The organism is Bauldia litoralis (genome assembly GCF_900104485.1).
Lineage (GTDB): Bacteria > Pseudomonadota > Alphaproteobacteria > Rhizobiales > Kaistiaceae > Bauldia > Bauldia litoralis.
Genome location: NZ_FMXQ01000001.1, coordinates 523914 through 549785, shown reverse-complemented (window position 1 = coordinate 549785; position 25872 = coordinate 523914). Strand labels below are relative to the sequence as shown.

Sequence of the window (25872 nt, the reverse complement as noted above, 5' to 3'; positions counted from 1 at the left end):
GGAGGCTTCAACCGGGGAGGCTCAGCCTTTCCCGGAATCCCCGCCGACCAGACGGCGATACCGCTCGCGGCCCTGGACGAGGTGGGTGCGCATGGCGCCGCGCGCCGCCTCGGAGTCGCCATCGGCGATGGCGGCGATCAGCGCTTCGTGTTCCTTATGGATGCCGGCCAGATACGGCGCGAGGTCGCTGGCGCTATGGTCGTCGATCAGCACGGTTCGCCGCGGGATGATGATCCGCCCGATGAAATCGAGAAACGACGAAAAGTAGAGGTTGCCGGTCGCCGCTCCGATCGCCGCATGGAGATCGAAGTCGAGATCGCTCGCCGGGTCGCCCTTGGCGATCTCGCGGGCCATCGCCCGGTTGATCCGCGTCATGCGGGTGATATCGGCCTTCGAGCGTCGCTCGGCGGCGATGCCGGCGGCCTCGACTTCGACGCAGAGCCGCAACTCCATCACGTCCAGCACCTGGCCGATCGAATCGAGTCCCTGCGGGTCGATGCGGAACGGGCGGCTGCGCGCCTCGGCGGCGACAAAGGCGCCGGAGCCCTGGCGGGTTTCGACCAGCCCTTCGGCGCGCAGCGCGGCGATCGCCTCGCGGACCACGGTGCGACTGACGCCATAGGCCTCCATCAGGGCGCGCTCGGTCGGCAGCCGGGTGCGTGGCGGCAGCTTGCCGGCGACGATCTGCTTCGTCAGGCGAGTGGTCAGCGTACTGGTCAGGTTCGGCTGCGAGCGATTGCGCCCCGGTCGGGCCGCGCGTGGTTCGGTCAAAACGATATTCCCGGATATTTCAGGCTTGGGATCCAGAGCGAGAAGACCGGAAAATAGGTCACAAGCATCAGAACCACCAGCATGGCGATCCAGAATGGCCACAAATGCCGCGACGCCTTCTCGATCGGTATCTTGCCGATCGCGCAACCGACGAAGAGAACGGTGCCGACCGGCGGCGTCACCAGGCCGATGCCGAGGTTGAGCATCATGACGATTCCGAAATGCACGGGATCGACGCCAATCGCCTTGATCACCGGCAGCAGGATCGGCGTACAGATGAGGATCAGCGGCGCCATGTCCATGAAGGTGCCGAGCACCAGCAGCATGACGTTGATCATCAACAGCAGCGCATACTTGTTGTCGGACATCGACAACAGCAGTTGCGTGACCTTGGCCGGCACCTGCATCAGCGTCAGCATGTAGCCGAAGCTGGCGGCGAAGCCGATGACGATCATCACCATCGCCACCGTGCGAACGCTGGCCGCCAGCACGGCGGGCAGGGCGCCCCATTCGAGGTCGCGGTAGATGAACATGGTGACGAAGAAGGCCCAGACCACGGCGACCGCGGCGGATTCGGTCGGGGTGAAGACGCCGCCGACCACGCCGCCGACGATGATGACCACGGTCAGCAGCCCGGCCAGCGCCTCCCAGGTGATGCGCAGCGCCTGGCGCATCGTCACCGCTTCGCCCTTGGGATAGTTGTTCTTCTTCGCGACGATGTAGGCAAGCACCATCAGGGCGAGGCCGATCATGATGCCGGGGATGATACCTGCGAGGAAAAGCTGGATGATCGAGACGGTGCCGCCGGTGGCGAAGGCATAGATGATCGCATTGTGGCTCGGCGGGATGATGATGCCCTGCGTCGACGACGTGATGGTAATGTTGACCGAGAAATGGTCCGGGTAGCCCTGCTTCCGCATCATCGGGATCATGATCGATCCGATTGACGAGGTGTCGGCGACGGCCGAGCCGGAAATACCGCCGAAGAACATCGAGGCAAGGATGTTGACCATCGCCAGCCCGCCGCGCATGAAGCCGACGAAGATGTTGGCGAAGGCGACCAGCCGCCGCGCCATGCCGCCTTCCGCCATCAGCACGCCGGCGAAGACGAAGAAGGGGATGGCGAGCAGCGTGAATTCGTCGACGCCGTCGGAAACCTTGAGGAAGATCGCTTCGAGCGGGATACCGCTCCACAGCGCCGCCAGCAGCGCGGCGATGCCGAGGGCATAGGCGACGGGAACGCCGAGCAGCAGCATCACAAGCAGGCTGCCGAGGAGAATAACCGGTCCGAAGGGTCCGCCCATGATCTAGTCCGCCGATTCGCGTGCTTGTTCGATTTCGGTCTGCGCGATGGCGCGCTTCAGTTCCTCCGCCTCCGCGTCGAGCCCCTGCTGGCCGAACAGGAATCGTTCGATGACGAAGAGCAGGAAGATGACGCCGCTGATCGGGATCGCGGCATAGACCGTGCCGACCCGGATGTATTCGAACTCCGGATAGGCCTGGAACCATGTCGTCCGGGCGAGGCTGGTGCCGTAGTAGATCATCGCGACGGCGACCGCGCCGAGCATGAGTTGCACCAGATGGTCGACGAGATAGCCGAGTCTTTCGGGAAGCAGGTTCACCACCACCATCAGCCGGAGATGGGCGTTGGTGCGATAGCAGGCCGCGGCGCCGTACATCGCCAGCTGGACCGCGAAGAAGATCGACATCGGCTCGGCGAACCGCGCGCCGGTCTCGAAGACATAGCGCATCACCACGCCGGTGAAGATCATCAACGTCATCGCCACGATCGCCAGACTGCACCAGGCGACGCACAGCCATTGGAGGCGATCCATCACGCGAATGTAGGAAGCCCGCATCCCCTGCCTCTCGTGTGGGACGAAGCGGCCGCCCGCCCCCGTGTCGGAGCGGACGACCCTCAGTCTTGGCCGATCCCGGGGATCGGCAAATCGTCGGGAATCCCGGCCCGGTCGAGCCGGGCCGGTTCAGAGGTCGGGAGGCCTAGCCGCCCACCGCTTCGGCGCGCTTCAGGATATCGGCGAAGTCCGAGCCGTATTTTTCACGCACCGGCGCCGTGGCCTCGATGAACGGCCCCTTGTCGATGTCGGTGATGACCTCGATCCCGGCCGCCGCCAGCGCGTCCAGCGACTTCTGCTCGCGCGCCTTCCACAGCTCGCGCTCCTTCTGGATGGCAAGCACGGAGGCGTTGCGGATGAGCTGCTGGTCGACGGGCGTCAGCGTATCCCAGACGGTCTTCGAGAAGACGAGGATCTCGGGAACCATCAGATGCTCTGTCAGGGAATAGAAGCCGGCGATCTCGTAATGCTTGCCGGATTCGTAGGACGGCGGGTTGTTCTCCGCGCCGTCGACGACGCCGGTCTGCATCGCCGGGATCAGTTCGTTATAGGCGATCGGCAGGCCGTTGCCGCCCAGCGCGTTGACCATCTCGACGAAGATGTCGTTCTGCATGACGCGCAGTTTCAGGCCCTTGAGGTCCTCGACGGTCCGCACGGGATGGACGGTGTTGTAGAAGGACCGCGATCCGGCATCCATGTAGCCGAGGCCGATCAGCCCGCCCTCGGCGAGCTTCTGAAGCAGCTCCTCGCCGATCTCGCCGTCGACCACGTTGAACATGTGTTCGCGGCTGCGGAAGAAATACGGCAGGTTGAACGCGTTGAAATCCGCGACGATCGGGCCGACGACGCCGACCGAGACGCGGGTCATCTCAAGTGCGCCGAGCTGGACCTGCTCGAGAGCTTCCTTCTCGCCACCAAGCTGCATCGAATGGAAGATGTTCACCGTCAGGCGGCCATTCGTCCATTTGTCGAGAAGCTCGCCCATGTAGTCGACTGCGGCCACGGTCGGATAATCCGGCGGATGGACGTCGCTCGACTTGATCTCGAGGCCGAAGGCGGGTGCGGACGCGAGACCGGCGATCATTGTGGCGCCGGCAATTCCACCAAGGAATCGCGCTGCGGCGCCAGTCAGGTTCAGGCTGTGTAGGGTCATGGCTTTCCTCCCATTGATCAGGCCATACGACTTGTGGCAGGTGTTGGTCCCTGTCCTTGAAGTTGTCGTACAACTTCAATCACCATAACACAGTCGCCGCGCTGGACAATATCGACGTGCATCTAGGTCGGGATTGCGGTCGGCGCGGCCGGGAGGAGTGAAATCGGCATGAAGCGCATCCTGATCACCGGCGCATCCGGCGGAGTCGCCACCCTCATCAGGCCGCTGCTGCGCGCCGACTATCGGCTCAGGCTTTCCGACCGCCTGCCGGTGCCCGACCCGGTCGATGGCGAGGAAGTCGTCGAGGCGGATCTCGGCGATCTGCCAGCGCTGCGGAAAGCCGTTGCCGGCGTCGATGGCATCGTCCATCTCGGCGGCTACTCGGTGGAGGCCGACTGGGAGACGATCCAGGCCGCCAATATCGTCGGCTGCAACAACCTGTTCGAGGCGGCCCGCCTTGAGCGCGTCAAGCGCATCATCTTCGCGTCAAGCAATCATGCCGTCGGTTTCTACCCGCGCTCGCAGACCATCGGTATTGACGCACCGGTCCGTCCCGATACCCGCTACGGCCTGAGCAAGGCCTTCGGCGAGGCGCTGGCCGCGCTCCATGCCTACAAGTATGGGGCCGAGGTGCTCAGCATCCGGATCGGCAATGTCGGCGAGAAGCCACTCGACCGTCGTCGCCTGGCGATCTGGCTCAGTCCCCGCGATCTCGTCCAGCTCATCGGGATCGGGCTGGAGCATCCGGATATCCGTCATGAGATCGTCTTCGGGATGTCGGACAATGACCGTGCCTGGTGGGACAACAGCAATGCGTTGCGCCTTGGCTACAAGCCGCAGGACCGGTCGGAGGATTTTGCCGAGGCGGTGCTGGCGGCGGATGACGGCAAGTCCGGCGACGATCGGGTCGATCTCAACCAGGGCGGCGGCTTCTGTATCGCCGAGAAGATGTGAGGGAGCCGGCCGCGAGGCCGCCCGCGTCTACCAGTTGAAAAGACGGAGGGATTTTCCGCTTGTCGGTCGGGGATGCCTTTTGTAGATTCGAATGCAGGCGGTGATTCGCAACCTGCTTTGGAAGGCGCACCGTCGGCGGCCCCTGATTAGGGGATTTGCGGGGAGTTGGGGAACCTAGTTGTACTGATAGATCTAGTCTCAAGTTATCGGTCCGGCTTTTATGTCCGGGCGAAAGATTCTAAAAGTTCTGCGTTTTATTTTGAAAAAAATCCTGAATGAGACCGCCGGCCACTGGCCGGCGGTTTCGTTTTGGGTGTCTGGTCCTCCAACGGCTCGACGGGCTATTGTCCGCCGGGTGAAGGACAAATCCGAATGATATCCGCTTTCAAGCAGTTCCTGGCCGATCTCACTGGCGACAAGCAGACCGAGGACGTCGGCGAGGACCGCTGTCGTCTCGCCGCTGCTGCGCTGCTGTTCCATGTCATCGCCATCGATGGCGAGGTTTCCGACGAAGAGAAGGCCACGCTGCGCGACCTCCTCAAGCGGCGCTTCGAACTCGACGACGCCGATGTCGACGAGCTGGTGGCCGCGGCGGAAGTCGCCGACAAGGAAGCCGTTGATCTCTATGGCTTCACCAGCGTGCTCAAGCGCCAGCTCGACGAAAAGGACCGTGAACGCATCGTCGCTATGATGTGGGAACTGGTCTTCGCCGATGGCGACGTCCATGAGTTCGAGGACAATCTCGTGTGGCGGGCCGCGGAGCTTCTCGGCGTTTCGTCGCAGGCCCGCATCAGGCTCAAGCAGGCCGCGCGTGCCGATGACGCCGGCTGATCGCTCACGGATTCTCGTTGTCCTCCACCAGGAGCACTCGACGCCGGGCCGGGTCGGCCTGCGGCTGGCGGAGCGCGGCTACCGCCTCGATATCCGTCGCCCGCGCTTCGGCGATCCCCTGCCCGATTCGCTGGCGGATTACGCTGGCGCGGTGATCTTCGGCGGGCCGATGAGCGCCAATGATCCCGACGATTTCATTCAACAGGAAACCGACTGGGTCGACGTGCCGCTACGCGAGGGAGCGCCCTTCCTTGGCTTGTGCCTTGGCGCGCAGATGCTGGCGCGGCATCTCGGCGCCGCGGTGACCGCTCGCGAGGATGGCAGCGTCGAGGTCGGGTATTATCCGATCTGGCCGACCGAGGCCGGCCGTCGGCTGATGGAGTGGCCCGACCGGGTCCATCATTTCCACCGCGAGGGCTTCGATCTTCCGGATGGCGCCGTGCTGCTCGCCGAAGGCGAGAAGTTCCGCAACCAGGCCTTTTCCTATGGTCCGTCGGCCTTCGCCATCCAGTTCCACATCGAACTGACCAACGCGATGGTCGGTCGCTGGACGTTGCGGACAAGCGAGCGCGCGCCGCAACCGGGTGCGCAGGAGGCCGCCGAGCATTTTGCCGGCCGTGCCCTCCATGACTGGAAGACGACGCGGTTTCTCGAGGCTTTTCTCGATCACTGGCTGGCCAGCGATCCGCGACCGGCACGCGGCTAGCCTCCCATGCCGGTCTTTGCAATTTGCGAAAGATTTTCGCAAATTGCGTCGCACGGCTGGTTACCAGAATCCTAACAATTTCAATAGATTGTGATTCAAGTCTGGCCCACCACCAGTCATGGGGTCGGGCGGCTTGGCAGGCCCTTTGCGACAGGGTGGCTACGCTGACCTTCAGGTTCTTGCGTAGTCAGCAACATCTGGCGGGGAAGGTGAGCCGTCGACCCCCGGCTTCGCCTTCCCCGTCCAGTTGCTTCTCTTCCCGCCAATCAGTTTCGCGCCGCGTGGCGGCCTACCAGTCCGGATCGCCGGCGATCGCCGCCTTCAGGTCCTGGTATGCGTCGCATTCGGTGCCGCAGATCGATGCGATCCGCTCGAGTTCGCCCTCGGCGAGGTCGAAGCGTCCCATCATCACGTAGCCCTCGCCGAGATATTCGCGGGTCAGGACATTGTCGGGCTCGATGACCAGGGCCTTCTTGTAGTAGCCGATGCCTTCGTCGACGGCGCCCATCTTGCGCTTCGAATAGCCGATCATCGTCAGCACCATCGCGTCGTCCTGGTTGCGAACCGAGGTCAGGAGATCGAGGGCGCGTTCATATTCGCCGGCGACCGCGAGGGCGCGTCCCTGCGCGTAGAGGTCGCTGTCGAGCGCCGCGTCCTTGCGGACGCACATCTGCTTCGCCTTGTCGTAGACCCAGCCCTCGTTGCACTTCACCTCGTCGTCATTGTCGCTGCCGCCGCTGCTGGCGGCGAGGGATGCGCCGGTTGCAATCATGCCGGCAATGCCGAGTGCCGCGATGGTGGTTCCAACGCGGGCGAAGATTCTGTTCGGTTTCATGCGTTCGTCTCCTCGTGAAAAGGGGTTGCGTCCACAGACTGGTCTTCGTCTAGACTGCGACATGCAAACACCGGCCCCGGCCATTCTATTCACAGCGCCATGAGCAAAAGTCCTCACGATGCCGTGAAGCAGGGGCTCGGCGATCACCTTGCCCGTCTGTGGCGCTATGGGCTTGTGCTGTCCGGCAGCCGCGACATGGCCGAGGACCTTGTCCAGGCGACCTGCCTGAGGGCGCTGGAGCGCGCCCATCAGTTCACGCCGGGAACCCGGCTCGACCGCTGGTTGATGACGATCCTGCACCGGACGTGGCTGAACGAGCTGCGGGCGGCCCGCTATCGGCGTGGCGAGGGGCTGGTCGACGCCGAATCGGTTCTCGTTTTCGACGGCGCCCGGGCGATCGAAGCGAATATTTCGGCGGCTCAGGTGTTGAACCAGGTGCAGGCGCTGCCCGAGGCGCAGCGGGAAACGGTTTTTCTCGTCTATGTCGAAGGCTTTACCTACCGCGAAGCCGCCGAGACGCTGGACGTGCCGATCGGCACGGTGATGAGCCGACTGGCGGCGGCGCGCGCGAAACTGTCGAACCCCGAAAGCAACCCGCAGGTCAGGCGGGTGACATCATGAGTACGCCCGAGACCCCACTGCCGATCGATGTCGAGCTCACAGGCTATCTCGACGGCGAACTCGACGCGGACGCCCGGCACGCGCTGGAGGCGCGGTTGGCGGCGGACGCGTCGCTGCGGGCGCGTCGCGATCGCCTCGCCGCAGGCCGGCCCGACGCGGCGGCTTTCGACCGCCTGCTCGACGACGCGCCGCATGACCGGCTGGCGGCGCTGCTCGCCGCGGCCGAGCCACGGCCGCAGCCGGCGCGCCGGACCGCAAATCCCCTTCTCGCCATCGCGGCGGCGCTTGTCCTCATCGTCGCCGGCGTCGCCGCCGGCTTCGGCATCGCCCGCTTCGCCCTCCCGCCCGAGGTCCAGGTGGTGCACGGCCCGCCGGCAAGCTGGCGCGAGGCGGTGGCCGAGTATCTGGCGCTCTATACGGACGAGACGCTGGCCATCATCCCCGACGATCCCGATCTCCGCCGCACGGAACTCGCCGCCGCCGGCGAGCGCCTCGCCATTGCGCTGACGCCGGATAGCGTGGCGTTGCCGGGGATGACGCTGAAGCGCACCGAACTGCTCGATTTCCGCGGGCTGCCGCTCGCCCAGATCGCCTACCTGTCGCCCGAGGCCGGGCCGGTCGCCTTCTGCATCATCGCCAATGGCAAGCCCGACGCGCCGCTCGCCTTCGAGGAGCGTGACGGCTTCAACGTCGGGTTCTGGACCGTCGGTGGCATCGGCTACATGGTGATCGGCAAAATCCCCCAACCCCGGCTCGAAATGCTGGCGACGAGCCTCGAGAGCCGCGTCTAGCCCCAACGCAGCCGGCGCGGCCTCCCCCCAATCATGCCTTGCAATCGGGGGCCTGCGGGCTACCCTGCCGGCGGCAAAACGGAGGGTGCCCGATGCATATCCTGTCTCGCATGATGGTCTTTCTGGCGCTGACGCTCGGTGCTGCAACCGCGTCCGCTGCCGAGCGCGCCATCATCGTTCTCGACGGGTCTGGCTCGATGTGGGGCCAGATCGACGGCACGGCGAAGATCAGCATCGCGCGCGAGGTGCTGGGCAGCGTGCTTTCGACGATCCCGGCCGACCTGGAACTCGGCCTGCTCGCCTATGGCCATCGCGAGAAGGGCAACTGCTCGGACATCGAATTGATGATCCCGCCGGCGCCCGGCTCAGCCGCCAGCATCGTCGACACCGCCAATGCCATCAGCCCGAAGGGCAAGACGCCTCTCAGCCAGGCGGTCGGCCAGGCGGCGGAGATCCTCAAGTATACCGAGGAGAAGGCCACCGTCATCCTGATCACCGACGGGCTCGAGACCTGCAACGCCGACCCCTGTGCGCTCGCCCGCCAGCTTGAGACCAGTGGTATCGATTTCACCGCCCATGTCGTCGGCTTCGGCCTGTCGGCGGAGGAGGGGCGTCAGGTCGCCTGCCTCGCCGAGGAGACCGGCGGCAAATACATCCAGGCCGACAATGCCGAGGCGCTCAGCGATGCGCTGACCGAGACGGTCGCCGAGGTCGTCGAGCCGCCGCCGCCTCCGGTCGAAGAGCCGGAAGAGGTCGCCGAGTTGCCCGAGGCGAGCCTCGACGCGCCGGACACGATCGAGATCGGCAAGCCCCTCACCGTCACGTGGGACGGACCCGGCGAACGCCGCGACTACATCTATCTCGTCGATCCGGCGGGCAACAATGGCGAAGGCCGCAACCTTCGCGGCCTGCGCGTTATCCATGGCGATATCGACAACAGGCAGGTCCGGATGACCGCGCCGGTCACGCCAGGCGCCTACGAGCTGCAATATCGCTATGACAATCGCGACGTCATCGCCACCCGGCCGATCGAGGTCATCGATGCGCTGGTTTCCCTGTCGGCGCCGGCCAATGCCGAAATCGGCTCGACCGTCACGGTCGAGTGGGTAGGCCCCGGTGGCAATCGCGACGCCATCGAACTGTTCGATCCAGCGGCGAAGCAGGGCGAGGGCGCCGTTGTGCGCGGGAGCCGGCTGGTCCACGGCGATTTCGAGAATCGCACCGTGTCGATCGTCGTGCCGACAGAGCCTGGCTTCTATCAGTTCCGCTACTGGAACGGCGAGGACCGCAAGGTTCTGGCCAGTCGCGAGATCGAGGTGCTGGAGGCCGATGTTTCGGTCTCGGGTCCGGAATCGGTCGACATGGGGCGGACGTTCGAAGTGAGCTGGGTCGGCCCCGGCGCCAATCGCGATGCCATCGAGCTGTACGATCCCGAGGGCAACAACGGAAACGGCAAGGTCGTTACCTCGACCCGGCTGGTCAATGGCGACTTCGATGCCCGCACGGTCACGCTCCTGGCGCCCGTCGAACCCGGCGACTATCAGCTTCGCTACTGGAACGGCGACAGCCGTGCGGTTCTCGCCACAAGTCCGATCGTCGTGGTTGCGACCGCGGTTTCGGTCGCCGGTCCGGAATCGGCCGACATGGGGCGGACGTTCGAAGTGAGCTGGGTTGGCCCCGGCGCGAACCGCGATGCCATCGAGCTCTTCGACCCCGAGGGCAACAACGGCAACGGCAAGGTCGTTGTCTCGCAGCGCGTGCGCAACGGTGATTTCGATGGCCGGACCGTCAAGCTGGTGGCCCCCAACGATCCGGGCGACTTCCAGCTGCGCTATTGGAGCGGCGATGGCCGCGAGGTTCTGGCCACCGCGCCGATCACGGTGGTGGCGACCCAAGTCTCGATTTCCGGGCCGGAGTCGGTCGACATGGGCCGCACCTTCGAGGTCGCCTGGGTGGGACCGGGCTCCAATCGCGATGCGATCGAGATCTTCGACGCGGATGCCAGCAACGGCAACGGCAAGGCCGTGCATTCCATGCGCCTGACCAATGGCGACTACGACGGCCAGACGGTCAGCCTCATCGCCCCGATTGCCGCCAAGACCTACGAGTTGCGCTACTGGGACGGCAATGGCCGCAAGGTCCTGGCCTCCGCGCCGCTGGTGGTGGTCGCCACCGAGGTGACGATCTCGGCACCGGACGTCGTACCGGCGGGCGAGGCGTTCACCGTCGAATGGGTCGGACCCGGCGCCCGCCGCGACTCGATCGACGTCATGTCCGGCGATGCCGAGGACGGCAAGCGGGTTGGTTCGGGCCGCCTGACCAACGGCGACTACGACGGGCAGACGGTGAAGATCAAGGCGCCGAAGGAGCCCGGTTCCTACACGCTCCGCTACTGGAACGGCGACTACGGGGTGATGCTGGCCACGCGCCCGATCACGGTCGAGTAGCAACCGGCCGGACCCCGGCTCAGGCGATCACCCGCCGGCGCGCAGCCATTTCAGCGCGCCGGCTTCCATCCCCTTGAACTTCGGGTGGCCGTCGGCGCGGGCGACCAGCAACCGCTTCGGCGCCAGCCGCCGCTTGACGGCGTGATAGAGCTGCGACTGGGTCTGGTCGGTCCGCACGAGGAAGAGCCCGTCGGCAAGGACGGCGACATCCGGCCCTTCCGCCATTGACGACTGGGTGGGTTCGCCCACCCAGACGACATAAATCTTCGATGTGTCCCCGGCGCTCATCGGGGCGGTAACCGCGTCCGGCGACTTCGGTTCCATTCAGGCTGTCACACACCTGTCGCATTATGTCGGTATGTCTCGACATATGGACGATCAATCAGCGATCGAAGCGCTTGCGGCGCTCGCCCAGCCGACCCGCCTGAACATCTTCCGGCGACTGGTCGCGGCCGGGAATACGGAACTGCCCGCGGGCGAGATCGCGCGGTTTCTCGACGTTCCCCACAACACGCTCTCCACCCACCTGTCGGTGCTTTCGCGGGCCGGGCTCGTGTCGTCGACGCGAGACGGGCGGATCATTCGCTATCGCGCCGAGCTCGACCGGATCCGGTCCCTGGTCGCCTTTCTGACCGACGACTGCTGCGGCGGTCGACCCGAACTTTGCGCGCCGCTGATCGACGACCTGTCGCGGTCGGCGGGCCTCTCCCGAATGCAAGACGAGACCACCGATGGCTGAAATCGACGAACCCCTGAACGTCCTGTTCCTCTGCACCGGCAACTCGGCCCGGTCGATCATCGCCGAGGCCATCCTCAACCGGGCTGGCGCCGGCCGCTTCCGCGCCTTCAGTGCCGGCAGCCAGCCGAAGGGCGAGGTCAATCCCCACGCCATCCAGCTCCTCGAGAAGCTCGATTTCGACGTTGGCAACTTCCGCTCCAAGTCGTGGGAGGAACTGATGCAGCCGGATGCGCCGAAGATGGATTTCCTCTTCACGGTCTGCGACGACGCGGCCGAGACCTGTCCGGTCTTTCCCGGCCAGCCGATGAGCGCCCATTGGGGAATCGAGGATCCCGCCAAAGCCACCGGCACCCCGGCCGAAATCGCCTTCGCCTTCAGCGAAGCCTTCCGCATGCTCAATGCCCGAATCACCGCCTTCATCTCCCTGCCGATGCGGGCGCTCGACAATCTGTCGCTGCAGAACAGGATTCGCGATATCGGCAGGCAGGATGGCGCGACGGAGAAGGCGAAAGGCGGGGTGAAGGACACCGCCTGAGCGCGGCCGTCCTCATCGCCGGGCCGCTGCGGGCATCTCGGCCCACGGAACCGTTCGTCTCCTGATGCCGTCGCCTGCGCTCGCGCCTTATTCGGCGGCCTGGGGAGCGGCCGTGCTTCGGGCGTCCGTCATGGCCCGTTCGGCATCGACGATATAGTCGCGAACGATCGGCACGGCATCCCGCTGGCGCGACAGCAGCAGCTGGAACACCATGTTGGAGCCGTGCAGGAAGCCGAGTTCGACGGCCGACAGGTAGAACTCCCACATCCGGCAGAAGCGCTCGTCATAGAGCTTTGCCGCTTCCGCGCGCCTCGCCGCGAAGCGCTGCCGCCAGTGCCGGATCGTATAGTAATAGTGCAGCCGCAGGATCTCGTTGTCGGCGGCCCACAGGCCGACCCGCTCGAGGGAGGCGAAGACCTCCGACATCGCCGGCACGTAGCCGCCGGGAAAGATGTATTTGCGGATGAAGGGTCCGGTCGTCCCCGGCGGGGTCATCCGGCCGATGGCATGGATCATCGCGAAGCCGTCGTCGGTCAGCATGTCGCGGACCTTGGCGAAATAGGTGTCGAAATAGGCGGTGCCGACATGCTCCATCATGCCGACCGAGACCACCCGGTCGAACCGCCCCTCGATGTCCCGGTAGTCGCGCTCGAAGAAGGTGACGCGGTCGGCGACGCCGGCCGCTTCGACCCGCTGGCGGGAGATGGCGAGCTGTTCCGGCGAGACGTTGATCGCCGTCACCTTCGCCCCGCACTGGCTCGCCAGGTGGATCGCCAGCGACCCCCAGCCGGAGCCGATCTCGGCGACATGCATGCCGGGTTCGAGGCGCAGTTTGGCGGCGATGTGGACCAGTTTGGCCTGCTGGGCATCCTCCAGCGTGTCCGTCTCGGGATCGCGGTAATAGGCGCAGGAATAGTTCAGTCCGTCATCGAGGAAGAGCCGGAAGAGATCCGTCGACAGGTCATAATGGTGGCGGACATTCTTCGCAGCGACCCCGAGCGGGTTGGCCTGCTGCCAGCGTTTGACGCCGCGCCAGGCGCGTCGCAGGAGCTTCTGCGAGCCGGCCGAGGCGAGGCCGGAACGATTGACCGAAAACAGTTCGAGGAAGTCGTGGACGGTGGCGCCGTCCTCGCAGGTCAGCGTGCCGTCCATATAGGCTTCGGCAGCGACGAGTTCCGGGTTGAGCGCCAGCTTGCGGGAGAGCGCCTTGTCGTGCAGCCGGATCGTTACCGTCGGCCCGTCGATGCCGGAACCGAAGTCATGCACCGCGCCGGCGGAATCGTAGACCCGCAGGCGCCCGTTACGAATGAATTTCTTGAGAAGCCCGGACAACAGCCGCATCAACCGCATCCAAATCAGTCGCCATGATTGCAACCGATGTTAGAGCAGTTTCGCGGTGGCTGCTAACCCCCATCAGTGGTCAGGAAGCCTGTTTGCGGCGTTGCCGTTGCTGGCGAAGCCGAACCGCGATTGCTGGCTGCGGAACCGTGCCATGACGTCGTCCTCGGTCCCCGGCGTCGAGCCCGTCAACAGGGCGTCCCTGTCGTCGGGCTTGCGAACCGAACTGTAGACGAGGTGCGGCTTGGCGGCCGGACGCCGCGGGGCCATTGATCCACTGATTCTGTGACGCGGCATCTTCGAAAGTGACATTGAATCGACTCCTCCTGTGCTTGCATCGAAAACGCGCAGAAGGGGTCGACGGTTCCGATCACAAGACGAAAACCGGCGGGACAATTGGGCGCAGTCGGCATGTCTGTGAAGCGGGGCCGAACCGGGTTCAATGGTCCGACACAAGAGCCAGGATCTGGTGCGTCACGAACCTGGCGGACGTCGCACCGCAACGCCGTTGAGGTCGGCAAGGATGGCTTCGGCAATCGCGGGGGGCGTCAGTCCAACTTCGGCATAGAGCTCCGGTCCCGATCCCGAGTAGCCGAAGGTGTCGACGCCGAAGACACGGCCTCGGTCGCCGGTGTAGCGGTGCCAGCCGTGGGAGGAACCGGCCTCGATCACGTAGCGCGGCGCGGAGCCGAGCACCTGGTCCCGGTATGCCTGCGGTTGGCGCTCGAACACCTCGACCGAGGGCATGGAAACGACCGCTGCGTGGATACCGCTCTCAGCCAGGATCGACCGCGCAGCCACGGCGATCTCCACCTCCGAGCCGGTGGCGAGGATGGTGGCGTGTCGTTGGCCGTCCGCCTCGGACAGGACGTAGCCGCCACGCCGCGAGGGGAGGTCCTCGCGCGGGGTCGTCCGTACCGGGACGACTTTCTGCCGCGCGACGACCATGACCGAAGGGCCGGCGTCGGCGACCGCGTCATACCAGCATTCGAGCGCCTCCACCGCGTCTGCCGGGCGATAGACCCGGATGCCCGGCATGGCCCGCAGCGACGCCAGATGCTCGATCGGCTGGTGCGTGGCACCATCCTCTCCGACGCCGATCGAATCGTGGCTGAACAGGAAGATGACCTTGATCCCCATCAGCGCCGCGAGGCGGATGGCGGGCCGCGCATAGTCGCTGAAGACGAAGTAGGTTCCGCCATAGGGGATGAAGCCACCATGCAGCGCCATGCCGTTCATGGCGGCGGCCATGCCATGTTCGCGGATGCCAAAGGGCAGGTGCCGGCCGACGAATGAATCGGTGTCGAGCTGGGCGAGTTCGGCCGGTCGCGTCAGCACGCTCCCGGTCAGGTCGGCCGAGCCGCCGATGAGTTCCGGCATGTGGCTGGCGAGCAGACCGATGGCTGCCTGGCTTCCCTTGCGGATCGGAATCGCTTCCGCCGCCCGGGCCGTTTCATCGGCGGCGCGTTTCACGACGTCCTCGATGCCCGCGGGAAGGGCGCCGGAGATCCGGCGATCGAATTCGGCGCGCTTTTCGGCAGGGATCGCGGCGAGGCGCCCATCCCAGTCATGACGGGCGGCCGCGCCCCGGCTGCCGGCGTCGTGCCAGGCCGAGCGGAGGTCCTCCGGAATGTCGAAGGGTGCGTGCGGCCAGCCGAGCTTCTCGCGCATGCCGCTGATCTCGTCGGCACCGAGCGGCGAACCATGGGCAACCGACTTGCCCTGCTTGGTCGGCGCGCCATAGCCGATATGCGTGCGGGCGGCGATCATCGTTGGCTTGTCTGACTGGCGCGCCAGAGCGAAGGCGCGATCGACGGCGTGCGGGTCGTGACCGTCCACCGCGATCGTTTCCCAGTTCGATGCCTCGAAGCGCTTGCGCTGATCGTCCGATGTGGCGAGCGCGGTGGGACCGTCGATCGTCGTGCCATTGTCGTCGAAAACGACGGTCAGCTTTGCCAGCTTCATGTGTCCGGCAAGGGAGATGGCTTCCTGGCTCAAGCCTTCCATCAGGCAGCCGTCACCGGCGAAGACCCAGGTCCGGTGATCCACCAGCTTGGAGCCGAATTCGGCAGCGAGCAGGCGCTCCGCGATCGCCATGCCGACCGCGGTGGCGATGCCCTGGCCGAGGGGCCCGGTCGTGGTCTCGATCCCGGGCAAATGGCCATATTCGGGGTGCGCGGCGGTCGGCGAACGACTCGTCCGATAGCGCTTCAGCGCGTCGAGGGTTACCTCCTTGTATCCGGTGAGATGCAGCAGTCCGTAGAGGAGCATCGAGCCATGGCCGTTCGACAGGACGAACCGGTCGCGGTCCGGCCAATCCGGCACGGCGGCATCGTATTTCAGGTGCCGGGTGAACAGGACCGAGGCGATGTCGGCCATGCCCAGCGGCATGCCGGGATGTCCTGTCTGCGCCTTCTCGACCGCATCGGCAGCCAGGAAGCGCAGCGCGTTTGCCATCTCGTTGATACGGGCGTCGATGGGGGGCAGGGACAGGTCCGGCACGTGCTTTGATCCTTCCAATGAGTCGTCTCTTTTCCGGGGGTGTACCACACTCTTTCTCCGGTCGATTCTTTCCCGTCAGCGCCTGTGGCCGAGAGTCGCGTTTGCGACGTGAGAGCGGTTTGATCCGCGTCGCATCGGCGAAGCTTCCCGGGGGCCTCGCCCGCTGCCCATGACCTTGCAGAAAAGCCGAGGCACCCGCCATGCGATTGGAAACAATCGGACTATCGGGCGCGGGGCGGGTGCGTATCTTGACTGGGAGCCAAGGGCGTGTCCCACTCGATGACAGGCATGAAGTGCAGGCATCGGAGCCTTGCCCGAGCCAGCAAGGTGTCGATTGCGACGGTCATGCGCGAGCCGCACGATCCTGGTGAGGAGGGCGGCAATTGAGGGAGCATCTCGTGGCGGACGACAAGAGCTCCGGGTGGCGATCCATCATCCCCGGGGTGGAACTCTATTCCGACAGTTGCAACGTCTATGCGGTGAGCCATCCCGGTGGGACGATCTTCATCAACGCCGGGACCGGCTATTGGCTTGACGATTTGCCCGCCCGCTTCCGGCCGCCCTTCACGCTGCTCTGCACCCACTTTTTCCGCGACCATTCCGCTGGCGCTGCGCGCGCCGGCCGCCAGGGCATGCGGGTTTTCGCGCCGGCGGGCGAACTCGAGATCTTCAGCGATCCGGCGCAGCATTTCCGGGAGCGGAAGACCTACATCATTTATGACAATGTCTGGGACACCTTTGCCCCGATCGAACCGACCGCGGCGCTGCCGGCGCATGACTACGAGACGCTCGACGTGGACGGCCTCGCCGTCACGGTGGTCGCGCTTCCCGGCGTCACGCCAAACCACGCTGGCTATGCCCTGACGCTGCCCGATTCGGGCCGCCGGATCGCCTTCTCGGGCGAAGCGATCCATTCGCCCGGCCGCATGGCGCGCATCGCGCCGCTGCAATACGACTACAACGACCTCGGCGGCGCGGTGAACGCCTACTGGTCGGCGGGAGAACTCCGCCGCGGTGCCTACGACGCGTTGATGCCGAGCCTCGGCACGCCAATTCTCGAGACGGTGGATGCGGCCGTTGCGGCATTGGAGACGTCGCTGGAGGCGCTCTGCGCCGGCCGGCCGCTGGAGAGAAAGCTTCTACCGCTGATTGGCGAGGACACGCTCGAGCGGGTCACCGACCATGTCTGGGTCGAACCGCTTGCCGAGGCGTCGAGCTGGTATCTGATCAGCGACGGCGGCAAGGCGCTCGCGATCGACTATGGCTACAAGGGTGGCTTCGGCCTCCGCCCGGTTCCGACAGGCGAGAAGAACTGGCAATGGCCCGCCTATTCCTACCGCGCGCGCCGGCGTGTCCTTCTCCACGGATTGCCAGCCCTGAAGCGCCAGTTCGGCATCGACCGGATCGACGTGGCGCTGATCGGGCACTTCCACGACGATCACGTCGCGGGCGTGCCGCTCCTCCAGCGCATCTCCGACACGCAATGCTGGGTGCCGGAGAATTTCGCGCCCCTGCTCACGCATCCGGAAGCGCACCGCTTCCCCTGTAACTGGCCCGAGCCGGCGCGAATCGATCGTGTCCTCGGTCTCGGTGAGACCTTCACGTGGGAAGAATACACGATCCGCATCGAGCCGATGTCCGGCCACACGCGCTTCTCCGTCGCCATCCTTTTCGAGGCCGACGGCAAGCGCTTCGCCCATACCGGCGACCAGTATTTCTTTCGCGATCGCCGATGGCCGGAACCGGAAGACTGGTCCGCGACGGCGGTCATCCAGAATCACGTCTACCAGAACGGCGCGACGGTCGAGAGCTATCGCGAGAGCGCCCGGATACTGGCGGAATGGCGCCCCGACATCGTCATCACCGGCCACCAACAGCCGATGTACACCGATGACGCCTTCTTCGACATGGTCGATCGCTGGGGTGAGACCTATGCCGAGCTCCACGAAAACGCGATGGTGCTTGGCGCCGACGAGCGGCATTTCGGGCTCGACAGCTGGGGCGGCTGGATCTGGCCGTATCGCAGCCATGTGGCAGAGGGCGAGCCGGTGAACGTCAACGTCACCGTCCGCAACCCCTTGAATGAACCTGCGAAACTGACGGTCCGCCTGGTCGGTCCGCCGGGTTGGTCCGGAACCACGGCATCAGTCGACGCCGGTCCCCGCGCCGAGGTCTCCTGCGACCTTTCCATTCATCCGTCCGGCCCGTGCCGCCGCCAGCCCATCGCGGCGGAGCTTTCGGTGGGCGCGGATCATTTCGGACAGGTGGTGGAAGCGCTTGCGACGGTCGGGGGAAGCCAGTTCTGAAATCAGGGCTCAGACTGGTCGTTTGTGCGGGGCGTTGTGGCCGCGTGGCCTGAGATCAAGGCGCTGATGGGCAGCGTATGCGTTGCGTCGGTTTTCACGTCGCCGCCCAAATTCAGTATTCGTCGCTTGGTCGCGTGTCTCGCAGCGGGAGTGGTGGAGCCGAGGGGAATCGAACCCCTGACCTCTGCATTGCGAACGCAGCGCTCTCCCATCTGAGCTACGGCCCCTCCGGTACGGCGCCATTTACGGTTTGGGCCGCTACCGTGTCAAGGACGCCGATGGCGGAATGCCAAGGGTTGCGGCGCGGGCCCCCGACAGCTACATGACCAGACATCGAACTGTTCCACCAGACAGCGGGAATCTGCGATGATTGAGCTACTGGGCTTCATTTCCTATGTCCTTCAGCTCTATGTCTATGTGCTGATCGCGGCCGCGGTTCTGTCCTGGCTGATCGCCTTTGGCGTGGTCAACACCAGCAACCAGTTCGTCGCCGGCCTGCTCCAGCTTCTCTATGCGATCACCGAGCCTGTGCTCCGGCCGATTCGCAACATGCTGCCCAACCTCGGCGGCATCGACATCTCGCCGGTCGTCGTCATCCTCATCATCATTTTCATCCAGAGCGTCATCCTGCCGAATCTGGCGCGCGCCTTCATCTGACGCGGGTCGTTCCGGTGGCGCGCTGCTTCCGGGTCGAGACAGGCGCCGTGACGGTCGCTGTCCGGCTGACGCCCAAGGCGTCGCGCAATGCCATGGACGGTGTCGCAGCCCTGTCCGATGGCCGTCCGGTGGCCGTCGCAAGGGTGACCACGCCGCCCGCCGACGGCGCCGCCAACAAGGCGCTGTCGCTGCTCCTCGCCAAGACCTTCAAGGTTCCGAAATCGGCGGTTTCCATCGTTTCCGGCCATACATCGCGGCTGAAACAGGTTAGGATCGAGGGCGACCCCGACGCGCTTTCGGAGATCATCGCCGCATGGCCAGTCCTTTCCTGATTCCGCCCCTGTTTCTCGCCATTTCGCTGGCCGTCGCTGCGCCGGCGCTTGCGGAGAATTCCAGCACCTATACCAAGCTGATCCTCGACCAGTGCCAGCAGGAACCCCTTGATCCCGAAGACGAATTGCAGGGCGGCGTGTGGTGGTGCGAGGGCTATGGCGGGATGCCGGTCCGCGTCGCCGAGGGCGACCTGCGGTTCCTCGTCTCCTATGGCGCCAACGCCGCCGAGGAGCTCGCCGCCTCGCAGACCGTGCCGTCGTTCAACACCATCAACGAAACGCTGGAGTGGCGGCTGGACGCGTCAGGCATGCCGATTGCGACGATCCTGCGGTTCTTCACCGACCTGGTGGAGGGGCAGAAGGGCCAGGTGCTGGTCATCACCAAGCTCGGCCCGCCCGGCCAGATCTGCCACGTCGGCTATGTCGACGCCCTGCTCAACCCGGATGCCAACGTTGTCGCCCGCGATGTCGCGGACAATGCGGCGCCGGGGTTTGTCTGCGGTGAGGAAATCGCGCCAGCCTTCGGGCTGACAGGCGACGACGCGCGGGAGTAGCGCCGTCCGCGGCTCAGCGGTCGTTGTTCCAGGCGTAGGCGATCTTCGACAGTTGGACGGTCCCGAACCGTTCGCTGGCGCGGGCCACCTTGCGGCCGCCGGCGTTGCGGTAGAAGCGGCAGGCGCTTTCGTTATCGGCCAGCGCCCAGACGACCGCGGTCTCGAAACCGAAGCGCGACAGTTCCTTGCGGGCCGCGAGAAACAGGCGCGTCCCGAGGCCGACGCCCTGGTACTCGGGCAAGAGGTAGATCTCGTAGACCTCGCCCTTCTGCGCCAGGTTGCGCGCCCGGTTCGGGCCGAAGGTCGCGTAGCCGCAAATCTCGCCGGCAACCTCCATCACCAGGATCGCGGTGCCGCGGCGGATGGCGCGATTCCACCAGCGCGGCCCGCGCCGGGCGATGATCCGCGCCAGCTCCTGCGCCGGGATCACGCCGTCATACGCATAACGCCAGGCCGCGTCATGGACCTTGGTGATCGCGTCAGCATCTGAGTTTTCGGCCCGGCGAACGCCGATGGTGAACGTGCTCATGGAGGTGAGCTTATGACCACCGGCCGGCCCTGCAAAGAGGGCTCGGACATCAGCACGAACAATTTTTGCGACACTGTTGCATGGCTGCTTGTGTCGCCCGCTACTCGCGTGTCGCGGCACGCATGACTGCGCCCTCCGATGTCGCGGACAGGTGTGGTCGAGAGCGCTGGATTTTCAGGACCTTGTCCAGGCTTCGCGAACGGAGCGGTCCCATGCGACGCTTGCCAAGTCCCGATATTGCCGCCACAGTTTGCCGATGATTTGCCCGCGGTTGCCGCGCGCCGCCGACGATGGCGGTGCGGTCACCGCCGACACGGTTCTTGGGGGGAGATGCATATGTTGCGAAGGAAATTCGTGGCGGTCGCCTTGGCTGCGGCTGTCCTGACGATGGGGACGGCTCAGGCCGCCACCATCAGCTTCGGCGACGCGATGTCCGTCATGGCTCGCGACTGCGGCGCCGATGTCGAGAAATACTGCAAGAATCTCAATCTCGGCAACAACCGGATCGCCGATTGCCTCGTCCAGAACCAGGACAAGGTGTCTCCGGTGTGCATCAATACGCTGGTCGCTGTGACCGCCTCGCTGAAGCAGCGCCTGGCGGCGCAGGCGAGCGTGGTCAAGGTCTGTCGCGGCGATGCCGCCCGGCGGTGCACGGGCGTTGTCCAGAAAGACGCCCATATCCTCGATTGCCTCATCAAGGCCCAGCGGCACGTCACCAATAAGTGCAACGCGGCGATCACCGACGCAGGGTGGCGGTGATGCGGAACCGGGGAATCCGCGGCATGGCCGCCAGGCTCGCCGGCGGCGCGGTCGCCGCTGCACTCCTTCTGCTTCCGGCCGGCCAGGCCATGGCGCAGGCACTCACCGCCGAACAGCTGATCGTCGGCCTGCAGGGACCGGGAACCCTGACGGTGGCGGTCGATCCGCGGGCGCTGGCGGCGGAGGTCCAGGCGAATGTCGGCAAGGGTGCTGCGGCGCTGCCGACCTGGAGCAAGCTCAACAGCCTGACGCAGCTCGTCGTCGACATCAATTTCCAGTACGATTCCGTGGCGATCGTCCCCGGGTCCTACCGGACGATCGGGCTGATCGCCGATGCGCTCCATCATCCGCTGCTGCAGCGCTACAAGTTCCTGATCGTCGGTCACACCGACGCCAGGGGCGACCCTGGCTACAACCTCAATCTCAGCCTGAAGCGCGCCGAGGCAATCCGCGAAGCGCTGGCAACGACCTTCGCCGTGGCGCCCGACCGGTTGTTCGCGGTTGGCGTCGGGGAGGAATTGCCCTTTGACCCGGGCAATCCGGATGCCGCCGTGAACCGTCGCGTCCAGCTGGTCAATATCGGGCCGGTGGATTAGCGGCGCTGGCCGCCGCCATCGCATTCGACGGCGATTGCCGGTGAGGGGGCCCGCGCCATGGAAGGCGCGGCCACCCTTCAATCACTCCAGTCGGGCGGATCGTGCCTTTCGCAGGGCGTGAGCCACTACGTCCCTTCCGACGCCGACGCGGCGCTCCGTCAGGCTGCGCCGGCGCGCTCGGCCCGCTTGCGGTCGTTGGGATCGAGGAGCGCCTTGCGCAGGCGGATCGAGTGGGGGGTGATCTCGACCAGTTCGTCGTCGCGGATATAGGCGAGCGAGGCTTCCAGCGAGTGGCGGATCGGCGTCGTCAGGCGTACCGCCTCGTCCTTGCCGGCCGAGCGGATATTGGTGAGCTGCTTGCCCTTGAGGACATTGACCTCGAGATCGTTGCCGCGGTTATGCTCGCCGACGATCATGCCGCGATAGACCTTGACGCCGGGATCGATCAGCATCGGGCCGCGATCCTCGAGGTTCCAAAGCGCATAGGCCACGGCTTCGCCGCTAGCATTGGAGATCAGCACGCCATTGCGCCGACCAGCGATGTCGCCGCGATACGGCGCATATTCGTGGAAGACCCGGTTGAAGATCGCCGTGCCACGGGTGTCCGACAGGAGCTCGGTCTGGTAACCGATCAGGCCGCGGGTCGGGGCGTGGAAAACCAGACGGACGCGGCCGCCGCCGGAAGGTCGCATCTCGAGAAGGTCGGCGCGGCGCTCCGAGAGTTTCTGGACGACGGCGCCGGAATGCTCTTCGTCGACGTCGATGGTCACTTCCTCGATCGGCTCGAGGCGCTGGCCGGTGTCGCTCGTCTTGTAGAGGACCCTCGGCCGGGCCACGCAGAGTTCGAACCCTTCGCGGCGCATGGTCTCGATCAGGATGGCGAGCTGCAACTCACCGCGGCCGGCGACGACGAAAGCGTCGGCTTCCGACGTCTCCTCGATCTTGAGGGCGACATTGCCCTCCGCTTCCCGCATCAGGCGCTCGCGAATGACGCGGCTCTGCACCTTGTCGCCCTCGGTTCCGGACAGCGGCCCGTCATTGACGCGGAAGGTCATCGAAAGCGTCGGCGGATCGATAGGCTGGGCCGCGATCGGCGTTGTGATCTCCGGAGCAGCGAGCGTGTCGGCGACGGTCGCTTCCGCCAGGCCAGCGATGGCGACAATATCGCCGGCGACGCCTTCCTCGATCGGTTGGCGCTCAAGGCCGCGGAAGGCGAGCACCTTGGATATCCTGCCAACCTCGACGACCGAACCGTCGCGGGCCAGCGCCTTGATGGGCATGTTGGCGCGCGCCGTGCCGGACGATATGCGCCCGGTGAGGATCCGGCCGAGATAGGGGTTGGCCTCGATGGTGGTGGCCAACATCCGGAAGGCGCCATCCTCGACGGTCGGCTCCGGCACGCGCACCAAAACCATGTCCAGGAGCGGCCCTGTCGACTCTGTCGGGCCCGCCGGTTCTTGGGCCATCCAACCATGCTTGGCGGAGCCGTAGAGAATCGGGAAGTCGAGCTGCTCCTCGGTGGCGTCGAGGGCGACGAACAGGTCGAAAATCTCGTTCAGGACTTCGACGTGGCGTTCGTCCGGGCGATCGATCTTGTTGATCGCAACAATCGGCTTAAGCCCCCGGCGCAGCGCCTTCTGGAGGACGAACTTGGTCTGCGGCATCGGTCCTTCGGCTGCGTCGACAAGCAGAATGGCGCCATCGACCATCGACAGGATACGCTCCACCTCGCCGCCGAAATCGGCATGGCCGGGCGTGTCGACGATGTTGATGCGGGTGTCCTTCCAGACCAGGGAGGTCACCTTGGCGAGGATGGTGATGCCGCGTTCGCGCTCGAGATCGTTCGAGTCCATGGCGCGTTCCGCGACACGTTCGTTGTCGCGGAAGGCGCCAGACTGGCGCAGGAGCACGTCGATAAGCGTTGTCTTGCCATGATCGACATGGGCGATGATGGCGATGTTGCGCAGGGGCATGGGATGCTTTTTTTCCGGATGAATTCGGGCGCAATATAGGTTGCGCTGCAACAAACACAATCTCTGCGTTGGAATTGCTGCTATTCGCCCGGAGACCTGCTGACTGGACCGGTCGTCGGCATGCGCCTTCAAATCGGGCTTTCTGGGCCACGACTTGGGCTTGCATCCTAGAGCTTGCTGGCCCAAAACTCCACACTTCTAGCCCAGAAGGATCGGCTGAATGCAGCGCGCGCCGCGCAAGCTGACGGTGTTGGCCTCGCTCGATGTCGCCGGTTACTCGCGGCTTGTCGAGCGGGACGAGCGCGACACGCTGGTCGCTTTGGCGCGGATTCGGCGCAGTATCCTCAAGCCGACGGTCGCCAAACACTCCGGTAACCTGTTCAAGACGATGGGCGATGGCGCGCTGGTCGAGTTTCCCAGCGTCGAGGACGGCGTCGAATGGGCGCTCGCCTTCCAGACCGAAATGGCGAAATTCAACGAAGCGCGCTCCGGCGATCCGATCCGCGCCCGCCTCGGGGTCGGGCTCGCGGATGTCTTCGTCCAGGGTGAGGACCGCTTCGGCGCCGCAGTCGGCTTCGTCGTCCGCCTCCAGGAATCGGCACCGCCCGGCGGCATCGCGATTACCCACTCCGTTCGCTGGCAACTGGCGTCATCACTCGCCGCCCGTTTCGCGGTTAGTGAGTGGGTCCAGTTCAAGGGCAAGAAGGACGAGCAGTTCGAGGTCTGGACCTGGGCGGGCGAAGGCCCGGGCGAATCGGCCGCGACGGCCGCGACCGGCATCGGCTACCGACGTCGCGCGAACGCCGACGCACCCTGGCCCGCCGACCCATCCCGGTCGCCTTCGCCCGCGCCGCCTCCGATCAAGGCGATGCCGCGGGCCGATCAGGCGTCGATCGTTGTCCTGCCCTTCGACAACATGTCGGGCGACCCGAGCGTCGATACGATGATCGACGGTATCATCGAGGAGATCACGGCGTCGTTGTCGCGGGTTCGGGACTTCACGGTGATCGCGCGCAATTCCGCCTATGTCTACAAGGGGCGGCCGGTCGACGTCCGCAACATCTCGGCCGAACTCGGCGTCCGCTATGTGCTCGAGGGGAGCCTCCGCAAGTCCGGCAATCGCGTCCGGGTGACCGCGCAGCTCATCGACGCGGTCTCGGGCGTGCATATCTGGGCGGATCGTTTCGAGGGCGTGGTCGCCGACCTTTTCGATTTCGAGGACGAGATCGCGATGCGGGTGACCGGCGCCCTGCGGCCCTCGATCTGGGAAGCGGAGATCGCGCTTGCCCGCCGCAAGCGGCCGGAAAACGTCGCCACCTACGATCTCGTCCTGCGCGCTCTCCCTCATCTGTGGGCGCATCGGAAGGCCGACAACGACGAGGCGATCCGCCTCCTCGACGAGGCAATGACCCTCGATCCGGGTTATGCGCGCGCCAAGGCGATCGCGGCCTGGGCGCGGGCCCAGTCCGCCGTCTACAACTGGACGGATGACCTTGCCGCGATCCGGGCGGAGGGTGACCGGCTCGTGGCGGAAGCCTCGCCTGTCGTCGGCGACGATCCGACAGCGCTGACCGCCCTTGCGACCGCCACGATGCTGTTGTTCGGCGACCTCGATCGGGCCCGCGTCTTTGTCGATCGGGCGCTGGCGCTCGATCCCAACAATGCCTGGGCAATGACTCGCCGCGGCTTTTTGGAAGCCTATGGCGGCGATCCGGCGGAAGCCCAGAAGTGTTTCGAGAAGGCGATCAAGCTGAGCCCGCTCGATCCCTTCAGCTTCAACGGCTATATCGGCCTCGGTTTCGCACGCTTTGCCGCCGGCGATCCGGTCGAGGCGGCGCAATGGGCGCGCCGGGCGCTCGGCGAGAAGGTCGGAATGACCTGGGCCTATCGCGACCTGGCTGTGTTCCTGGCCAGAGCCGGCGACCTCGAAGGGGCGCGGGAGGCGCTCGATCGTTTCGTCGACGCGCGGCCCGAGATCACGGTCACCCACATCGCCGACGCGATGCAGTTCGTCCAGCCTAGAATTCTGGAGATGTACCTCGACGGGCTGCGGCTCGCCGGGCTGCCGGAATAGGCATCCGTCTTCG

Annotated in this window: 26 protein-coding genes and 1 tRNA gene; 15 read left to right on the top strand and 12 right to left on the bottom strand. The window is 65.4% G+C overall.

The genetic code is table 11. The features are described from left to right. Positions 1-21: 21 nt before the first annotated feature. From BLT60_RS02610 to BLT60_RS02595, 4 genes are all read right to left on the bottom strand, one after another. Complete coding sequence (locus BLT60_RS02610) at positions 22-771, bottom strand: FadR/GntR family transcriptional regulator (protein ID WP_175478260.1); 750 nt, start codon at positions 769-771, stop codon at positions 22-24. After that, complete coding sequence (locus BLT60_RS02605; protein ID WP_090874628.1) at positions 768-2075, bottom strand: TRAP transporter large permease; 1308 nt, start codon at positions 2073-2075, stop codon at positions 768-770. The genes BLT60_RS02610 and BLT60_RS02605 overlap by 4 nt, the downstream gene beginning before the upstream one ends. Before the next feature lie 3 nt (positions 2076-2078). Beyond that, positions 2079-2630 (bottom strand): TRAP transporter small permease, encoded by a 552-nt coding sequence (locus BLT60_RS02600; protein WP_090874627.1) that lies wholly within the window; start codon positions 2628-2630, stop codon positions 2079-2081. A gap of 142 nt (positions 2631-2772) precedes the next feature. After that, positions 2773-3780 carry a TRAP transporter substrate-binding protein gene (locus BLT60_RS02595; RefSeq protein WP_090874626.1) on the bottom strand — a complete coding sequence of 336 codons (1008 nt, stop codon included), beginning with the start codon at positions 3778-3780 and terminating at the stop codon, positions 2773-2775. A 168-nt stretch (positions 3781-3948) separates the two neighbouring features. On the opposite strand from BLT60_RS02595, the gene BLT60_RS02590 reads away from it, so the two are divergent. From BLT60_RS02590 to BLT60_RS02580, 3 genes are all read left to right on the top strand, one after another. Continuing rightward, complete coding sequence (locus tag BLT60_RS02590; RefSeq protein WP_090874625.1) at positions 3949-4734, top strand: NAD-dependent epimerase/dehydratase family protein; 786 nt, start codon at positions 3949-3951, stop codon at positions 4732-4734. Between the two features lie 372 nt (positions 4735-5106). Further along, complete coding sequence (locus BLT60_RS02585; RefSeq protein WP_090874624.1) at positions 5107-5565, top strand: tellurite resistance TerB family protein; 459 nt, start codon at positions 5107-5109, stop codon at positions 5563-5565. After that, positions 5552-6271, top strand: a complete 720-nt coding sequence (locus tag BLT60_RS02580) for a glutamine amidotransferase (RefSeq protein WP_090874939.1) — start codon at positions 5552-5554, stop codon at positions 6269-6271. The genes BLT60_RS02585 and BLT60_RS02580 overlap by 14 nt, the downstream gene beginning before the upstream one ends. Before the next feature lie 289 nt (positions 6272-6560). On the opposite strand, the gene BLT60_RS02575 is transcribed toward BLT60_RS02580, so the two are convergent. Next, the gene (locus BLT60_RS02575) at positions 6561-7106 is read right to left on the bottom strand and encodes a tetratricopeptide repeat protein (protein WP_090874623.1); all 546 of its coding nucleotides are present in this window, start codon (positions 7104-7106) and stop codon (positions 6561-6563) included. 99 nt (positions 7107-7205) lie between these two features. Here BLT60_RS02575 and BLT60_RS02570 point away from each other — a divergent pair, with 99 nt between their 5' ends. From BLT60_RS02570 to BLT60_RS24990, 3 genes are all read left to right on the top strand, one after another. Next, positions 7206-7727 (top strand): RNA polymerase sigma factor, encoded by a 522-nt coding sequence (locus BLT60_RS02570; protein ID WP_090874622.1) that lies wholly within the window; start codon positions 7206-7208, stop codon positions 7725-7727. Next, entirely contained in the window at positions 7724-8518 is a 795-nt protein-coding gene (locus BLT60_RS02565) for an anti-sigma factor family protein (protein WP_090874621.1), read from the top strand. The genes BLT60_RS02570 and BLT60_RS02565 overlap by 4 nt, the downstream gene beginning before the upstream one ends. Positions 8519-8610: 92 nt before the next feature. Further along, positions 8611-10965, top strand: coding sequence for a vWA domain-containing protein (locus BLT60_RS24990; RefSeq protein ID WP_090874620.1), 2355 nt, complete (start codon positions 8611-8613; stop codon positions 10963-10965). A gap of 27 nt (positions 10966-10992) precedes the next feature. Here the strand turns inward: BLT60_RS24990 and BLT60_RS02555 are convergent, their stop codons facing one another. Continuing rightward, a complete protein-coding gene (locus tag BLT60_RS02555; protein WP_090874619.1) occupies positions 10993-11289 on the bottom strand; it encodes a hypothetical protein in 297 nt (98 codons plus the stop codon). A 46-nt stretch (positions 11290-11335) separates the two neighbouring features. Here BLT60_RS02555 and BLT60_RS02550 point away from each other — a divergent pair, with 46 nt between their 5' ends. Beyond that, entirely contained in the window at positions 11336-11704 is a 369-nt protein-coding gene (locus tag BLT60_RS02550) for an ArsR/SmtB family transcription factor (protein WP_090874618.1), read from the top strand. Then, positions 11697-12239 carry an arsenate reductase ArsC gene (locus BLT60_RS02545; RefSeq protein WP_090874617.1) on the top strand — a complete coding sequence of 181 codons (543 nt, stop codon included), beginning with the start codon at positions 11697-11699 and terminating at the stop codon, positions 12237-12239. Before BLT60_RS02550 ends, BLT60_RS02545 begins: the two co-directional genes overlap by 8 nt. 87 nt (positions 12240-12326) lie before the next feature. Here the strand turns inward: BLT60_RS02545 and BLT60_RS02540 are convergent, their stop codons facing one another. The 3 genes from BLT60_RS02540 to tkt all read right to left on the bottom strand — a co-directional run bounded on the left by BLT60_RS02540 (position 12327) and on the right by tkt (position 16079). Then, the gene (locus tag BLT60_RS02540; RefSeq protein ID WP_090874616.1) at positions 12327-13580 is read right to left on the bottom strand and encodes an SAM-dependent methyltransferase; all 1254 of its coding nucleotides are present in this window, start codon (positions 13578-13580) and stop codon (positions 12327-12329) included. 72 nt (positions 13581-13652) lie between these two features. Then, entirely contained in the window at positions 13653-13847 is a 195-nt protein-coding gene (locus tag BLT60_RS02535) for a hypothetical protein (RefSeq protein WP_090874615.1), read from the bottom strand. 204 nt (positions 13848-14051) lie between these two features. Then, entirely contained in the window at positions 14052-16079 is a 2028-nt protein-coding gene (tkt, locus tag BLT60_RS02530) for a transketolase (protein ID WP_342028565.1), read from the bottom strand. A 383-nt stretch (positions 16080-16462) separates the two neighbouring features. Between tkt and BLT60_RS02525 the strand changes: the two genes are divergently transcribed. Next, positions 16463-18385 (top strand): MBL fold metallo-hydrolase, encoded by a 1923-nt coding sequence (locus tag BLT60_RS02525; RefSeq protein WP_139167740.1) that lies wholly within the window; start codon positions 16463-16465, stop codon positions 18383-18385. Positions 18386-18536: 151 nt separating this feature from the next. Here BLT60_RS02525 and BLT60_RS02520 read toward each other — a convergent pair. After that, positions 18537-18612: transfer RNA gene (locus BLT60_RS02520), tRNA-Ala, on the bottom strand. A 139-nt stretch (positions 18613-18751) separates the two neighbouring features. On the opposite strand from BLT60_RS02520, the gene BLT60_RS02515 reads away from it, so the two are divergent. From BLT60_RS02515 to BLT60_RS02505, 3 genes are read left to right on the top strand one after another with little or no spacing between them, the layout of a single operon-like run. After that, a complete protein-coding gene (locus BLT60_RS02515) occupies positions 18752-19042 on the top strand; it encodes a YggT family protein (RefSeq protein WP_090874613.1) in 291 nt (96 codons plus the stop codon). A 47-nt stretch (positions 19043-19089) separates the two neighbouring features. Then, on the top strand, positions 19090-19374 hold the full coding sequence (locus BLT60_RS02510; RefSeq protein ID WP_244521112.1) for a DUF167 family protein: 285 nt from the start codon (positions 19090-19092) through the stop codon (positions 19372-19374). Further along, positions 19356-19928, top strand: a complete 573-nt coding sequence (locus BLT60_RS02505; protein ID WP_090874612.1) for a hypothetical protein — start codon at positions 19356-19358, stop codon at positions 19926-19928. Before BLT60_RS02510 ends, BLT60_RS02505 begins: the two co-directional genes overlap by 19 nt. Positions 19929-19941: 13 nt before the next feature. Here BLT60_RS02505 and BLT60_RS02500 read toward each other — a convergent pair whose 3' ends face one another. Beyond that, entirely contained in the window at positions 19942-20457 is a 516-nt protein-coding gene (locus tag BLT60_RS02500) for a GNAT family N-acetyltransferase (protein ID WP_090874611.1), read from the bottom strand. Positions 20458-20793: 336 nt separating this feature from the next. Between BLT60_RS02500 and BLT60_RS02495 the strand changes: the two genes are divergently transcribed. Beyond that, positions 20794-21216: a hypothetical protein gene (locus tag BLT60_RS02495; RefSeq protein ID WP_090874936.1), complete on the top strand. Its 423-nt coding sequence runs from the start codon at positions 20794-20796 to the stop codon at positions 21214-21216. Positions 21217-21239: 23 nt separating this feature from the next. Next, positions 21240-21812, top strand: a complete 573-nt coding sequence (locus BLT60_RS02490; protein WP_090874935.1) for an OmpA family protein — start codon at positions 21240-21242, stop codon at positions 21810-21812. Positions 21813-21970: 158 nt separating this feature from the next. On the opposite strand, the gene typA is transcribed toward BLT60_RS02490, so the two are convergent. Further along, positions 21971-23785: a translational GTPase TypA gene (typA, locus tag BLT60_RS02485; protein WP_090874610.1), complete on the bottom strand. Its 1815-nt coding sequence runs from the start codon at positions 23783-23785 to the stop codon at positions 21971-21973. Positions 23786-24005: 220 nt separating this feature from the next. On the opposite strand from typA, the gene BLT60_RS02480 reads away from it, so the two are divergent. Continuing rightward, positions 24006-25859 carry a tetratricopeptide repeat protein gene (locus BLT60_RS02480; protein ID WP_090874609.1) on the top strand — a complete coding sequence of 618 codons (1854 nt, stop codon included), beginning with the start codon at positions 24006-24008 and terminating at the stop codon, positions 25857-25859. Positions 25860-25872 lie beyond the last annotated feature (13 nt).